This is a genomic window from Saliphagus sp. GCM10025317, assembly GCF_042663665.1.
Lineage (GTDB): Archaea > Halobacteriota > Halobacteria > Halobacteriales > Natrialbaceae > Natronosalvus.
Genome location: NZ_JBHTAQ010000005.1, coordinates 2,388,325 through 2,403,184 on the forward strand (window position 1 = coordinate 2,388,325; position 14,860 = coordinate 2,403,184).

Genomic DNA, 14,860 nt, shown 5'->3' on the forward strand with positions numbered 1-14,860 from the left:
CACCGCGTGACACGCCCTCGCGCTGCACGAATTGCACTCGCTCGAATCACGACCGGCCGCTAGCCTTTTCTGCGGGGTCTCCTTCTATCGATACAATTGAATGATTGACGTTGCGGATCTACGCAAGGAGTACGGCGGCTTCGTCGCCGTCGAGGGAAGTTCGTTCTCGATCGACCGCGGTGAGGTGTTCGGCGTCGTCGGCCACAATGGCGCCGGCAAGACCACGACGCTGAAGATGCTCGCGGGGTTGATCGAACCGACCGACGGTACCGCGGTGGTGGCCGGACACCCCGCCGGATCGTCGGCGATGCAGCGCCGTCTGGGCTTCCTCCCCGAGGAGTCGCCGCTGTACGAGGAGATGACGCCCATCTCCTACCTCGAGTTCTTCGCCGACCTCTACGACGTTCCGGACGACGTGGCGAGCGAGCGCATCACCGCCCTGCTGGATCGCCTCGACCTCGAGCACCGCGATCGAGAACTGGGAAACATGTCGAAGGGCATGAAGCGCAAGGTCGCCATCGCCCGCGCGCTGGTCAACGACCCCGACGTGCTCATCTTCGACGAACCCGCCTCGGGGCTCGACCCGCTGACGACGAACGCCATCCTCGAGTTCACGCTGGAACTCAGCGAGGAGGGCAAGACAGTCGTCTTCAGTGCGCACAACCTCTTTCACGTCGAGAGCATCTGTGACCGTCTCGTCATCATGGCCGAGGGGGAAATCGTCGCTCGCGGGACCATCGAGGACATCCGCTCGACTTACGGTGGGACGAGTTACCACGTCTTCGTCTCATCTGGCGGGACCGAAGTGGTGGGAAGCGACGCGATCGCCGCCCCCGTGACCGAGATCGTTCGCGAGAACGGCGACCTGCGATACGTGGTTCGAGACCTCGAGGGCGTCGACGCCGTCCGCGACGCCGTGGAGGCGGCCGGCGGCTCCGTCACCGACATCCAGACGAAGACGCCGAGTCTCGAGGAAATCTTCCTCGAGGTAGCCGGGGAGGCGGCTGCGTGACGGTCGGTTCCGACTCGAGCGATCCTCGAAGCCAGCGCCAGGACACGAACGACAGCCCGTCGAGAGCGGACGCCGTTCTCGGATTCGTCCGCCGAACCGCTCGGATCGCGCGCTGGGAAGTCTCGCGGAGCGCCGGGACGGTCGACCGAAAGACGGTCCTGATCGTCCTCGCGCTCGCCCTCGTCGTCGGTATGGTGGGTGTCGCGACCCTCGACGAAGGCGTGGGTCTCGAGGATGGCCTCTATACCGTGGCCGTCGACGAGGACAGCCCCTATCACGCGGTCGCCGTCGAGAATCCGACGTTCACGGCCGTCGAACCGGGCACCGACGCCGACGTGCAGGTGTACCGCGGCGACGTCATCGATCCCGACAGGGCACAGACCTCGAAAGAGAGGGCCGCCTACGCCGCGTTCGCCGACGCCGTCGAGACCTACAACGAGGAGCGAATGTACGCGGAGGACGACCGGACCGCAGCGTTCCCCGTCTCCGTGACGCTGACCTACCAGCAGCGATCCGGCCTCGATTCGGCGAGCGGAGGGACCGACTCGAGCAACGGCGGATCGACCGGATCCGGCGCCGGTTCGACGGACGGTGGCGACGGTTCGACGGACGGTGGCGACAGCTCGAGCGACGGTGGCGGCGCTCCCGCGGACTCGAGCGACAGCCCTGGTTCGGGCATCAGCGTACCTGAGTTCGGCGGCGGTTCGATCGAGGCGTCGAGCCAGCCCCAGACGCCGGGCTCGATCACGCCGCCGTTTCCCTTCCGGTCACTCGTGCTCGCGTTCCTCTTCGTCGTCCCGATGAACATCGTGATCCAGTCCTACGGGAGCACGATCATGGACGAACGGATCAAGCGCCGCGGCGAGTTGCTGCTGGTTTCGCCCGCCTCGCGATACGAAATCGTCGCCGGGAAGACGCTCCCGTACCTGCTGGGGCTCCTGGGAATCGTCGTCGCGATCGCGTACGGGATCGAGGGGAGCTGGCTGTCGGTCGCCGCCGTCGTCCCCATCGCGCTGGCCTTTCTCGCGGCCACGTTCGTCGGGGCGATGTTCGCCCGCTCGTTCAAGGAACTCACGTTCGTCACGGTGACGGTTTCGGTGGTGCTGACGACCTACACGTTCGTTCCGGCGATCTTCACGAACGTCACGCCGATCTCGCTCATCTCGCCGCTGACACTCGTCGTCCTGGACCTCCAGGGCGAGAGCGTTCGCCTCGGGGAGTACCTCTTCTCGACCGGACCGCTGTCTCTCGGCGCGCTCGTCCTCTTCGGACTGGGGCTCGGGAGCTACCGCGAGGAGGACATGTTCACCCAGAAGACGATCCCGTCGAAGGCGGTCGACGCTGTCGCCGCCCACGTCAGCGGGTACGCCAGCGTGCTCGCGATGCCGATCGTCTTCATTCCGTTCGTCTTCGCCGGCCAGTTGCTCACCGTCGCGCTCGTCTTCGCGCTCCCGCAGACGGTGTCGCTCCCGGTCGTCTTCGTCGTCGCCGCGCTCCTCGAGGAACTCGCCAAGAGCCTACACGTCTACGCGGGCTACGCCCACTCGCGGTTCGAGGCGTCCGTCCGAACCGCCGTCGCCCTCGGGGCGCTCTCGGGACTCGGCTTCTTCCTGGGCGAGAAGCTCACCCACGCCGTCCAGTTCGTCGGGCTTCCCGACTTGCTCGAGGGGCAGGCCGCGTTCGGTCCCTCGCTGTCCGGCGCCCCCGTTGCCGTGGTAGTTGCCGTCTTCCTCGCACCGCTAGCGTTGCACGCCGTGACGGCGATTATCGGGGCACTCGGCGCCAGTCGAGGCCGGACCGCGTACGCACTCGGCCTCACCGCCGCGACGCTCGTTCACGCGGTCTACAACCTCGGGGTGATCGCGCTTGTCGCGTGAGCCTCGAGCGGACGTGGACGACTCTACCCTGCACGCTCGACTGGCCATCGTCCGCCGCGAGTGGCACTCCCTGCGCTCAGAGAAGACCATCGTGCTCGCGCTGGCGATCCAGCTGGTCATCGCCGGCTTCTCGGGCTTCCTGGTCGTCGGCCTCGTCTCGCTGTACGACCCCGGCGCGGTCGAGGGCCAGGAGATGACCGTCGCGCTCACCGGTGACGACAGGGACGCCCTGCTCGAGGCCGTCCACCATCGAGAGGCCATCGAACCGCGGCTCTACGACGACCGCGGAGCCGCCTACGCGGACTTCGATCGGCGAGCCGTCGCCGCCGTCGTCGAGACCAACCGCCTCGAAAACGGCCGGCTCTCGGTCGTGGTCACGGCACCCGACGAGGGGATTGGGACGACGCTGTTGATCTCGGGACTCCAGGAGACGTTCCGCACGGTGGAGTTCGAGGAACGGCGGGCGAATGCCGACCGGCTCGAGTCGCCACCCCTGTCCGTGCCTACGACGAGCGCGACCCCGTACTTCGGGTTCACCTACACCATCCTGGTGCCGCTCTTGTTGTTCCTGCCGGTGTTCATCAGCGGCTCGATCGCTGTCGATTCGCTGATCGAGGAGCGCCAGCGCGGCACGTTAGAGTTGCTCCGGGTGGCGCCGCTGTCGTTCCCGGACGTGATCGACGCGAAACTCGTCGCGACGGCCAGCCTGGCCCCGTTACAGGGACTCGCCTGGCTCCTCCTGCTCGCGTTCAACGGAACGGCGATCGCCAACCCGGCGGCGCTGATCGTCTTCGTCGCCGCGTTGGCGTTGCTCATCGTCGCGCTCGGAATGGGTGTGGCGCTGTACGCCCCGGATCGACGCCAGGCGCAGTTGCTCTACTCGGCGGGCATCGTCGGCCTCCTGGTCGTCACGAGCCTGCTGCCAGAACATCCCGCGAACACGGTCGCGAAACTGGCCATCGGAAGCGAGACGCCGACGACCTGGCTCCTGTTCGCCGGCTACGTGGTGACCGGTTTCGGGGCGTACCTGTTGCTCCAGTGGTGGCTCGAGCGGGTGGACCAGGCGGCCCTCTAAGGGGATTCGGAGTCGGCACGCCCGCCGACCCTCCACCGCCGCGACCCGAGTAGTTATACGCTACCCACCGAATGTCATCGGCCGTGAACGAAGGAATCACCCGCCGGGGTGCACTCGCCGCGGGCGTCCTCGCGGGCGTCGCCGGTCTCTCGCTCTCGTCCGCGAGCGACCTCCTCGAGCAGTTCGCGCCGCTCTCGGGCAATGCGTGGAACGCCGCCGATCGGGAACGCCCGGAACGCGTCGAGAGTCCCTACGGCGACGCGACCGTTCGAATCGACGACGAGGGGGTCCCCCACGTCGAGGCGGACGACGAACGGGCGGCGTACTTCGCCGTCGGTCACCTCCACGGGTTCGATCGCGGCTTCCAGCTCGACCTTCAGCGTCGGCAGATGCGGGGCGAACTGTCGACCGTCGTCGGCGAGGCGACCCTCGAGAGTGACGAGTTTCACGTCCGGATGGACTTCGCTGAGGCCGCAGAAGCCACCTGGAACGCCCTCGAGGGGACCCACGCCGGGTCGCTCATCGAGGCCTACGCCGACGGCGTGAACGCGGCGCTCGAGGGCACGACGCTCCCGCTCGAGTTCGAACTGCTCGAGTTCGAGCCGGACCCGTGGGTGCCCGCCGACACGCTCTTGATGGAGAAACAGATCGCCTGGACGCTCACGGGGAACTTCAGCGCGCTTCGGCGCCGGGTACTCGAGGATCGGCTCGAGCCGGCAATTCTCGAGGCGCTGTTCCCCGAGCGGATGGACCACGACACGCCGGTGCTGCGAACGGATCCCGAGCACGTCGACGATCTAGGAGAACTCCGGGGTGTCCGTACCGGCGAGGACAGTTCGGAAGACAGTGCGGCCGACGCCGGCGACGAAGACGGGGAGGACCGAGGGAACGGCGACGGGAGCGACGAAGACGGGGAGAACGCGGAGAACGGGGACGGAACCGACGCCGAGGAATCCGGCGCCGGGAACGAGGAGACGACTGACGCTCACAACTCGAGTACCCCCTCCCTGGCGACGTGGCTCTCGCGATTCGAGTCACCGCCCGGGGTCGGCTCGAACAGCTGGGTGGTCTCGGGCGAGCACACCGAGAGCGGGACGCCTATCGTCGCGAACGACCCGCACCTCCAGTTGATGACGCCGCCGCTGTGGTACGAACAGCACGTCGAGACAGCCGAGACCTCGGTCCGCGGCGTGACGTTCCCGGGCGTCCCCTTCGTCATCATCGGCGCCAACGAGGTCGCCGGCTGGGGCTTCACGAACGTCGGCGCGGACGTCCTCGACTGTTACACCTACGAGATCGACGACGAGAACGAGCGCTACCGGTATCGGGGCGAGTGGCGCGAGTTCGAGACCGAGGAACGCGAAATCGCCGTCTCGAGCGGCGAGAATCGAACGATCACCGCCAGGAAGACCGTTCACGGCCCGTTGCTCGAGCGCGAGGGCGAGACGGTCGGCGTCGCCTGGACGGGACTCAGCGCGACCCGGACGACCGAGGCCGTCTACGACCTGACGGTCAGCGAGGGCGTCGACGACGCGCTCAGGGCCGCCAGCCGGTTCGACGTGCCGACCCAGAACCTCGTGTACGCAGATGCGGACGGACGGACGCTGTACGTCGCCGTGGGTCAGTTGCCGATCCGCCGGGATGGCGACGGCTCGAGCGGCGACCCAATCGCGGACAATCGCGTCTTCGACGGTTCCGCGGGCGAAGGCGAGTGGACGGGGTACGCGCCCTACGGCGTCTCCGACTGGGAAGCTGGCGGGTTCGTCCCCTTCGAGGAACAGCCCGCGGCGATCGATCCCGAGTTGCTGGCGACGGCGAATCAGCGGACCGCGGACGACCCCGAGCATTACGTCGGTACCGCCTTCGCGATGCCCTATCGTGGTCGGCGGATCTACGACGTGCTCGATGCCAAGGCCGACGAAGGCACGGCAACCAACCTCGCCTTCCACCGGGAACTCCAGACCGACCGCCGCGACGAGCGCGCCGTCGACACGGTTCCCGACTTGCTCGAGGCCGGAATCACGGCACTCGAGGATGGGGCGGTCGACGATCCCAACCAATTCGAGGACGCTCTCGAGACGCTCGAGAACTGGGGCCCGGAGTACGAGATGGTGCGCGACTCACGCGGGGCCCTCCTCTTCGCCCGCTGGTTCGAGCACCTTCGAACGGCCGTCCTGGAGCCGATCTTCGAGGCCGTCGACCTCGGTTCCGAGTACTACCCGAACGACTGGGTCGTCGCGACGCTGCCAGCCGAGAGCCCGGTCTTCGAGAACCGCTCGCGGGAGGCGATTCTCGTCGAGGCGCTCGAGACGACCCTCGAGGAACTCGAGGAGGAGGGGTGGGACACCTACGGCGACTGGAACACGACCGACCCCGTCGCTCACCCCTTCGGCAGCGAGGCGCCGTTTCTCAGCTACGAGGAACGTTCCACCGACGGCTCTCGGGCGACGATCGACAACTACCGCGTCGAGAGCGCCGTCGGCGCCAGCTGGCGGATGGTGGTCGAACCCGGTGCCGAAGCCTGGGCGATCCTCCCCGGCGGGAACTCGGGCGACTACTTCTCGCCTTACTACGACGACCAGTTCGGGCGGTGGGCCGACGGCGAGTACAAGCCGATGGACCTCGAGGCGAGTGGCGAGACGGCGACGCGGTTCGAGGGGGTGGACCGATGACGACTCGCGAGGCCGGGAACGGGGCGTCGACGACGGCACGAGCGACGCTGGCTCGAGTTCGAACCGAACGCCCGATTCACCTCCTCGCCCTGCTCGTCGCCGTCGGCCTCGGTCTCGTCCTCTCGTGGCTCCACTGGACCGGTCTCGTCGCCGGGGGCGTTCTCGTCGGCCTCGTCGCACGGAGCCTCCTGCGGGCGCTCGGCTACGGCCTCGGTTTCGGACTCGTCGTGCTCGTCGTCTTCGCGTTCGTGCTCGGTGGTGGTCGAGGTCCGGCGCTCGAGATGGCACCCGCCATCTACCTCACCGTCGGTGCGGCACTTGGACTCCCCGTGCTCGGGTCGCTGGCTCGCGGCGTCGTCTGAAACGAGTGGCTATTTGGCTCCGACGGTCGATCATCCCGCATGGAGTACACGACCCTCGGCTCGACCGGCATGGAAGTCAGTCGCCTCTGTTTGGGCTGTATGAGCTTCGGCTCGAGCGACTGGCGACCGTGGGTGCTCGACGAGGAGGAGAGCCGCGAGATCATCGAGCGGGCGGTCGACCTCGGGATCACCTTCTTCGATACGGCGAACATGTACTCGCGAGGCGAGTCCGAGCGGATTCTCGGGAACGCGCTCGAGGGCCACCGCGACCGGTCGGTCGTCGCCACGAAGTGCTACTTCCAGATGGACGAGGACGACCCGAACTCGGGTGGACTCTCGCGGAAGGCCATCGAGCAGGAACTGGCGGCCAGCCTCGACAGGCTGGGGATGGACACGATCGATCTCTACCAGATCCACCGCTGGGACGAGGACACGCCGATCGAGGAGACCCTCCGAACGCTCGACGACGCCGTCCGGCGAAATCAGGTTCGGTACCTGGGCGCTTCCTCGATGTGGGCCCACCAGTTCGCGGACGCGTTGCACGCGAGCGAGCGACTGGGCCTCGAGCGGTTCGTCACGATGCAAAACCACTACAATCTCGTCTACCGCGAGGAGGAGCGAGAGATGCTACCGCTGTGTCAGAAGCAGGGCGTCGGCGTACTCCCCTGGTCGCCGCTTGCTCGAGGCTACCTGACCCGACCGGACGAACGGGTGGATGCGACGACCCGCGGCGACGCCGAGGAACAGCTGTACGCCCACCCGTACCGCGAGGGCGGCGGCCGTGAGATCAACGTACGCGTCGAGGAACTGGCCGAGGAGAAGGACCTCACGATGGCCCAGGTGTCGCTGGCGTGGCTCCTCCACCAGGAGTGGGTCGACGCGCCGATCGTCGGCACGACGAGCGTCGAGCACTTAGAGCAGGCCGTCGAGGCGCTCGACGTCTCGCTCTCGCGTTCGGACCTCGAGTACCTCGAGGAGCCGTACGAGCCGATTCGCGTGTCCGGTCACGACTGATAGGAATCCAGCTACGACTGATAGGTTACTTCGAGTCCACGTGGTTTCGTTCTCCGGTCGCTCCCGACAGCCCCCAGTCTTCTCGCTGGTAGGCCATCTCCCAGAACCGGTACTCGAGTTTCGCACTCGTCAGGAACGCGCGTTCCATCGCCTCGTGTTCGCCCGGATACCGTTCGCCACAGCGGTCGACGAACGCGCGCATCCAGGCGACCGAGTCGCGAAACTCGTCGCTCGTGTACTTCTCGATGAACGGCGTGTAGCGGTGCTCCTCAGTCGCGAGGTCGTCCATGTGGGCCGCGATGTCGAGGTAGCCCTGGCCGCAGGGATAGATCGCGGCGGCGATTTCGGCGATCGACCCCTCGTAGGCCGTCCGGAGGAGGAAGTTCGTGTACGCGACGCACGTCGGCGCCTTCTCGGTGGCCTCGAGGTCCGCCTGCGAGAGGCCGTACTCCTCGGCGAACGAGCGGTGTAACTCGAGTTCGTCGCCCAGGATAGAGTGCGCGACCGAGAGCAAGTGTGCCCGCGTGTCGGGGTCTCGAGACTTCGATCCCGCGATCGAGAACGTTCGCGCGTAATCGAGCAAGTACCGATAGTCCTGGCGTACCCACGCGCGGAACGCCTCGTCCGCGAGCGTTCCCGCCGCGAGCTCCCTCACGAAGGGATGGGTCTGCTGGGCCTCCCAGATCGGCGTGCCGGTCTCGAGTAGCTGGTCGCTAAACGCCATCGTGGGGGACTCCGCACTCGGGCGATATAACTTGGTAGTATTCGTCGAGAATACCGAGCTCGAGATCGGAGTCGTTCACCTGGATGGCCACGGAGTGTCAGTGGGGCGGCTACAGATTTAGCGGCCGATCGGCGGAGATACAATCGACGCCGCGATATCCCAATGCACGGGCGAGGAGTTCGTGCTCGATCGACCAGGCGTGAACCTCGAGGCCGAGCGCCTTCGCTCGCGGCACTAGCCGAGTAGCGAGACAGCGCCAGTAGTTCGCCCCGATCACGTCGCAGTCGAGTTCGATGGCGGTCGTCACCGGGTGCTCGAGGTGGCGACTGGCCAGGAGACCGGTCGGCTGGTCGGGATCGAGTTCGCGTATTCGTCGGAGCTCGGGGTGGAGAAACGAGGTCGTCACGACTCGGTTTTCGACCCACTCGAGCGCCTCGAGTACGTCCGCGGCGATGCCGAGTTCCTTCATCTCGAGGTTGACCTCGAGCGACGGCGGCAGCGCCTCGAGGACCTCCTCGAGCGTCGGAATCGTGTCCTCGGAGTCCAGGACGGTGAGCGCTCGCAGTTCCTCGAGCGGGCGATCCGCGATGGCGCCGGACTCGACGGTGACGCGTTCGAGTGTGTCGTCGTGGAAGACGACGAGTTCGCCGGAGCCACACCGTCGAACGTCGAACTCGACGGCGTCGGCGTACTCCGCTGCCGATCGAATTGCGGTGATCGTATTTTCGGGGGCCGATCGGGCGAATCCGCGGTGAGCGATGAGTCGCATTGCCTGCGTGGACACACTGGACGAACGTGCTTGAAGTCTGCCCTGTCGATTGCCGCCGTGGTCTTTCGCATCGGAGTGTGATTTCGGTCGTTCCGCACTCGAGAGCGACCTCGGCCATTCCGCACCGACGTTCGAGTTTGGTCTTTCGCCCTCGAGTGTGATCTTACTTCACTCGCCCTCTAGTTTGATTCGGCTGGGCGTGGACGGGTCGCTCATGTCGACACCGATACTCGAGTTCGACGGAACCGTCGCGGTTATCACGGGCGCCAGCGGTGCGCTCGGAAGCGCTGCAGTCGACCGCTTTCGGGACGCAGGCGCGACCGTTTGTGCCATCGACGTCGTCGAACCCGACGACGAGGACGCCCAGCTCGACCCCGACGCGGATACCCACTTCTACCAGGCCGACCTTACGGACGAATCCGCCGTCGAGTCCCTCGTCGAGACGGTACTCGACGATCACGGCCGGATCGATCACCTGCTGAACATCGCCGGGACCTGGCGTGGCGGGAATCACGTCGAGGAAACGCCGCTCGAGGAGTTCGAACTGCTGGTCGACGTCAACCTCAAGTCGGCGTTTCTGGCATCGAAACACGCCCTTCCACATCTGCAGGAGACCGGAGGTGCCATCGTGAGCGTGAGCGCGCGCTCCGGGCTCGAGGGTGGGTCGGGCGACGGCCCCTACCGGATCACCAAAGCCGGCGTGAAAATCCTGACCGAGACGCTGGCGGAGGAAAATCGCGGGACGGTCAGGGCGAACTGCGTCCTCCCCAGCGTGATCGATACGCCTGCCAACAGGGAGATGATGCCCGACGCGGATCACGACTCGTGGGTCGACCCGGCCGACATCGCCGGGGTCATGGCGTTTCTCTGTAGCGACGGCGCCTCGGTGACCAGCGGCGCGGCCGTTCCAGTGTACGGCGAGGCCTGACCGTTCGCGCTTCTCGGGACTCGAGTGAAGAGGCCTTTTATAGCCCACTCGGAACCGATCTGATCGTACGCGGGGTACGGACCGATCGACGAATCCTCAATTGACCTAACTGTTTTGTACCCCGACACTGTCTCGTGATCTCGTGCCACTGAGACCGAAGAGTTATTTATACCTGCACTCGCTTGGTTACGTGATAGCTTCACACATGGGAGGTTCAGAATCATTAACTTGGGGAGCCCGCATACGCGAGCAGCCGTTTCTGTTCGTGGCGATTCTTGCGGGCGTGTTGCTGGTGCTCGACCTGATAGCCAGGCTCGCAGGGGTCGAAATACCGATGATCGGCGGACGAACGTTCGGTGGGCAACTGACGTTCAGTCGATTCAGAGGACTCGTCTGGAACGGCATCGTCGTCGGCCTCATCTTCGGCCTCGCTGGCATCGGACTCTCGATGACGTACAGCATTCTCAACTTCGCGAACTTCTCTCACGGCGATCTGGTGACCACTGGTGCGTTCACCGGCTGGGGTGCGGCGCTGCTGGTCGCCGGATGGGGAACGGCGGATACGGGATTTCTGTTGCTGGTTCGCTCGGGGAGCGGCCCGAATGTAAACGAAATCGGCGGCTCCATCGTCGAAGCACCGCTCGGTATCTTACTCGGTGTCGTCGTTGCCGCCGTAGCCACCATCCTCGTGACGGTGCTCATAGATAGGCTCGTCTACAAACCGATGCGCGACAGGGGCGGCATTTCCCTGTTGATCGCCAGCATCGGTGCGGCGCTCGCGCTCCGGTACGTAATCCAGCTCGTCTACGGTGGCTCCAACCGCGGCGTCACCTCGACTCAAGATGTCGAAACGGAGATCCTCGGCCTCTCCATCGACCTCCACGAGGCGTCGCTGGTCATCGTCGCCGTCGGGTTGATGCTCGGGATGCACCTCATGCTCCAGCGAACGAAACTGGGGAAAGCAATGCGGGCGATGGCCGACAACAAGGACCTCGCGCTCGTTACCGGTATCCCGACCGAACGCGTCGTGACGGCGACCTGGATCATCGGCGGGGCGCTCGCCGGTATCTCCGGCTACCTGTACGTGCTCGAGCGCGGAACCATCGAGTTCAACCTCGGCTGGTTCCTCCTCCTGTTTATCTTCGCCGCGGTCATCCTCGGCGGGATTGGCTCGATTTACGGGGCGATCGCGGGCGGGTTCGTCATCGGCTTCGTTCACGAGGTCTCGCTCGTCTGGATTCCCCCGGACTTCAACGCCGCTGCGGCGTTCGTCATCATGATCCTCGTCCTGCTCTACCGTCCGCAGGGCATCTTCGGCGGGGTGACGACCGCATGAACGTCGAGACCGAAAGTGGCGAACCGTCGGGCGCCGACGACCCTTCGAGCGACGAACCGACCAACGTTCGCGCTGTCTTGGCCCAGGAACTGGCCGCGACAGATTTCCGGCTCATCCTGGTCACGCTCCTCGGCGTGTACGCACTGTTCGCCGTCTTCACGTTCGCCTCGGGTAACGGTATGGGGGCACTCAAATCGCAGTACACCCGGTTGTCGTTCCTGTTCGCCGCCTACGCCGTCCTCTCGCTGGCTCTGAATCTCCAGTGGGGGTACACCGGCCTGTTCAACATCGGCGTCGCGGGGTTCATGGCCGTCGGCGTCTACACCATGTCGCTGCTATCGACGCCTCCGGACGCGATTTCGGGCCAGGGTCTGGGCCTTCCGCTACCAATCGGCGTCGTCGCCGGCATGATCGTGGCCGCGCTGGTTGGACTCATCGCAGCCGTCCCCGCGTTGCGCCTTCGCGCCGACTACCTCGCCATCGTAACCCTCGGCCTTTCCGAGATCATCCGCCTCACGGCAAACTCAAATAATCTCTCGGAATGGACGGTAGCGACCTTCGGGTTCGGTACCGGTGGCGGGAGCGGGACGGACCTTCCTGCCCGCCCGACCAACGCGCTCGTCGAGACCTACTATGCGGCCAACAATACGCTCGCTCAACGCGCTGCCTGGGTCATCGTGATGGTCGGGTTCGTCATCGTCATCTACTGGCTCCTGGCACGTGTGGGTAACTCCCCGTTCGGGCGAGTCCTCAAAGCGATTCGCGAGGACGAACTCGTCGCCCAGTCGCTCGGTAAGGACACCCGCTGGTTCAAGATCAAGGTGTTCATGCTCGGGTGTGCCCTGATGGGACTGGGCGGCATCCTCTGGCAAGGTTCCCAGAGTTACGTCAGTCCGGACTCGTTCCGTCCCATCCTCACGTTCTACGTGTTCATTGCCGTCATCATCGGCGGTTCGGGATCGAACACGGGGAGCGTCGTCGGGTCGATCCTCTTTGTCGGCCTCCTGTTCGAGGGACCACGGACCCTCGGGAACATCGTCTCGAGTACGGTCGACATCGGGACTGCACCGGGAACGTTCGCCGGCGCGGTCGAACCCCTGTTGTTCTTCAACTTCGCGCCGCTCCTGGCGTTCCTGATCGACAACATCTCGGCGTTCCGATTTATCCTGCTCGGCATCGTTCTCGTTATCATTATGCAAAAACGACCGGAAGGGATGCTGGGCCATCGAACTGAATCGGCCGCCGCAGTCGACCTCGGCCGTGACACTCGTGCCGGAACCACCGGAGGTGACCGCGATGAGTGACGCGACCCGCACCGACGCGGAGGATGCGGCCCGGGCGGCGGGGACAGAGGGGACGACCGACGATCGCTCCGATCTGTCCACCGACGTCCCACTCCGAATCGAAAACTTGCGGAAGACTTTCGGCGGCATCGTCGCCGTCGACGACGCGACCTTCGAGGTCGAGGCCGGATCGCTCACCGGACTCATCGGTCCGAACGGGGCCGGCAAGTCGACGACGTTCAACTGCATCGCCGGTGCACACACACCCGACTCGGGCACGGTCACGTTCCAGGGCGAGGACATCACGGGGCTCCGCCCCGAACAGATCGCCAACCGAGGACTCGTTCGTACGTTCCAGATCGCGCGCGAACTCGAGGAGATGACCGTCCTCGAGAACCTGATGCTCGCCCCGAAGGGCCAGCTAGGCGAATCGCTGTGGCGCTCGGTGACGCCGTTCGCTCGCGGCGAGGTTATCGAACAGGAAATCGAGATACGCGACCGCGTCTGGGAGATGCTCGACTTCTTCGAGATCGATCACATCGCCCACACACAGGCGGGCACCCTCTCGGGCGGCCAGCGAAAGCTGCTGGAGATGGCGCGAGCACTAATGACGGACCCCGAAATGTTACTGCTCGACGAACCGCTCGCGGGCGTCAACCCGACGCTCGAGGAAAAGTTGCTCGATCGAATTCACGAACTGCGCGGGCAGGGATACACGTTCCTGCTCGTCGAGCATGACATGGACGTTATTATGGAAAACTGCGAACACGTGATCGTGATGCACCAGGGATCGGTTCTGGCAGAAGGCGAACCGGAAACGATCCAGGAGAACGAACGGGTGGTCCAGGCGTACCTGGGGGAGATGGACGTATGAGCGCCGATCAGTCACAAACGAAATCGCAATCGCAATCGGCCGAGACGGAGTCGAACCGAGCCGCCGAACCTACCGGAGATGACGCCGTCTCCGCCCTTCGCGACCCGCTCGCGACGGTCCCCGACGAGACCATCCTCACCGTTCGCGACCTCGACGCCGGCTACGGCGACCTCCAGATCCTGACCGACGTCGACCTCGACGTCGGCGAAGGCGAGTACGTGACTATCGTCGGACCGAACGGCGCCGGGAAGTCGACGCTTATGAAATCCGTCTTCGGATTGACGGCACACATGGGCGGATCGATCACGTTCCAGGGCGAGGAGATTCATCCCCTCGCTCCCGAGGCGATCATCCACAAGGGCATCAGCTACGTCCCCCAGAACGAGAATATCTTCGGGACGCTCACCGTCGAGGAGAATCTCGAGATGGGCGCGTACATCCTCGACTCGGTGCCCGAGGATCGACTCGAGGCCGTGTACGAACGGTTTCCGGTGCTTCGAGAGCGCAAGGACCAGAAAGCCGGAACGATGTCCGGCGGGCAGCGACAGATGGTCGCGATGGGACGGGCGCTGATGCTCGACCCCGACCTGTTGCTGCTGGACGAACCGTCGGCCGGCCTCGCCCCCGACCTGGTCCAGGACATGTTCGACCGGATCGACCGGATCAACGACGACGGGAAGGCAATCTTGATGGTCGAGCAGAACGCCAAAACCGCCCTCGGACGCTGTGATCGAGGCTACGTGCTCGCCCAGGGTGAGAACAGCTACACCGACACCGGGGACCGGTTGCTGGCAGACGACGAGGTACGCCAGCAGTTCCTCGGCGGGTGATCGGTTCCCGGAAATCGGCGAACCTCTTTCGTACGGTGTTTTGCGGGCTCACTGTTTCTCGAAGGCGGATATCGAAACCGTGACAGCCACGGCTCGAGTCGGGG

At 65.3% G+C, this 14,860-nt stretch carries 13 protein-coding genes; 11 read left to right on the plus strand and 2 right to left on the minus strand.

Annotated features, from left to right (window positions below):
• Positions 1 to 100: 100 nt before the first annotated feature.
• From ACFQS4_RS13710 to ACFQS4_RS13735, 6 genes are all read left to right on the plus strand, one after another.
• A complete protein-coding gene (locus tag ACFQS4_RS13710) occupies positions 101 to 1,012 on the plus strand; it encodes an ABC transporter ATP-binding protein (protein ID WP_497902027.1) in 912 nt (303 codons plus the stop codon).
• Positions 1,009 to 2,889 (plus strand): PrsW family intramembrane metalloprotease, encoded by a 1,881-nt coding sequence (locus ACFQS4_RS13715; RefSeq protein ID WP_497902028.1) that lies wholly within the window; start codon positions 1,009 to 1,011, stop codon positions 2,887 to 2,889. Before ACFQS4_RS13710 ends, ACFQS4_RS13715 begins: the two co-directional genes overlap by 4 nt.
• 13 nt (positions 2,890 to 2,902) lie before the next feature.
• Complete coding sequence (locus ACFQS4_RS13720) at positions 2,903 to 3,964, plus strand: ABC transporter permease (RefSeq protein ID WP_497902029.1); 1,062 nt, start codon at positions 2,903 to 2,905, stop codon at positions 3,962 to 3,964.
• An 83-nt stretch (positions 3,965 to 4,047) separates the two neighbouring features.
• Positions 4,048 to 6,636 (plus strand): penicillin acylase family protein, encoded by a 2,589-nt coding sequence (locus ACFQS4_RS13725; protein ID WP_497902030.1) that lies wholly within the window; start codon positions 4,048 to 4,050, stop codon positions 6,634 to 6,636.
• Positions 6,633 to 6,998 (plus strand): hypothetical protein, encoded by a 366-nt coding sequence (locus ACFQS4_RS13730; RefSeq protein ID WP_497902031.1) that lies wholly within the window; start codon positions 6,633 to 6,635, stop codon positions 6,996 to 6,998. Before ACFQS4_RS13725 ends, ACFQS4_RS13730 begins: the two co-directional genes overlap by 4 nt.
• 39 nt (positions 6,999 to 7,037) lie before the next feature.
• On the plus strand, positions 7,038 to 8,012 hold the full coding sequence (locus tag ACFQS4_RS13735) for an aldo/keto reductase (protein WP_497902032.1): 975 nt from the start codon (positions 7,038 to 7,040) through the stop codon (positions 8,010 to 8,012).
• A gap of 25 nt (positions 8,013 to 8,037) precedes the next feature.
• Here the strand turns inward: ACFQS4_RS13735 and tenA are convergent, their stop codons facing one another.
• Entirely contained in the window at positions 8,038 to 8,736 is a 699-nt protein-coding gene (gene tenA, locus ACFQS4_RS13740; RefSeq protein WP_497902033.1) for a thiaminase II, read from the minus strand.
• 109 nt (positions 8,737 to 8,845) lie between these two features.
• Positions 8,846 to 9,505 (minus strand): glycerophosphodiester phosphodiesterase, encoded by a 660-nt coding sequence (locus ACFQS4_RS13745; RefSeq protein WP_497903203.1) that lies wholly within the window; start codon positions 9,503 to 9,505, stop codon positions 8,846 to 8,848.
• A gap of 214 nt (positions 9,506 to 9,719) precedes the next feature.
• On the opposite strand from ACFQS4_RS13745, the gene ACFQS4_RS13750 reads away from it, so the two are divergent.
• From ACFQS4_RS13750 to ACFQS4_RS13770, 5 genes are all read left to right on the plus strand, one after another.
• On the plus strand, positions 9,720 to 10,433 hold the full coding sequence (locus tag ACFQS4_RS13750) for an SDR family oxidoreductase (RefSeq protein ID WP_497902034.1): 714 nt from the start codon (positions 9,720 to 9,722) through the stop codon (positions 10,431 to 10,433).
• Positions 10,434 to 10,638: 205 nt separating this feature from the next.
• On the plus strand, positions 10,639 to 11,769 hold the full coding sequence (locus ACFQS4_RS13755; RefSeq protein WP_497902035.1) for a branched-chain amino acid ABC transporter permease: 1,131 nt from the start codon (positions 10,639 to 10,641) through the stop codon (positions 11,767 to 11,769).
• Positions 11,766 to 13,073, plus strand: coding sequence for a branched-chain amino acid ABC transporter permease (locus tag ACFQS4_RS13760; RefSeq protein ID WP_497902036.1), 1,308 nt, complete (start codon positions 11,766 to 11,768; stop codon positions 13,071 to 13,073). The genes ACFQS4_RS13755 and ACFQS4_RS13760 overlap by 4 nt, the downstream gene beginning before the upstream one ends.
• Positions 13,066 to 13,926, plus strand: coding sequence for an ABC transporter ATP-binding protein (locus ACFQS4_RS13765; RefSeq protein WP_497902037.1), 861 nt, complete (start codon positions 13,066 to 13,068; stop codon positions 13,924 to 13,926). The genes ACFQS4_RS13760 and ACFQS4_RS13765 overlap by 8 nt, the downstream gene beginning before the upstream one ends.
• Complete coding sequence (locus ACFQS4_RS13770; protein WP_497902038.1) at positions 13,923 to 14,756, plus strand: ABC transporter ATP-binding protein; 834 nt, start codon at positions 13,923 to 13,925, stop codon at positions 14,754 to 14,756. The genes ACFQS4_RS13765 and ACFQS4_RS13770 overlap by 4 nt, the downstream gene beginning before the upstream one ends.
• Positions 14,757 to 14,860 lie beyond the last annotated feature (104 nt).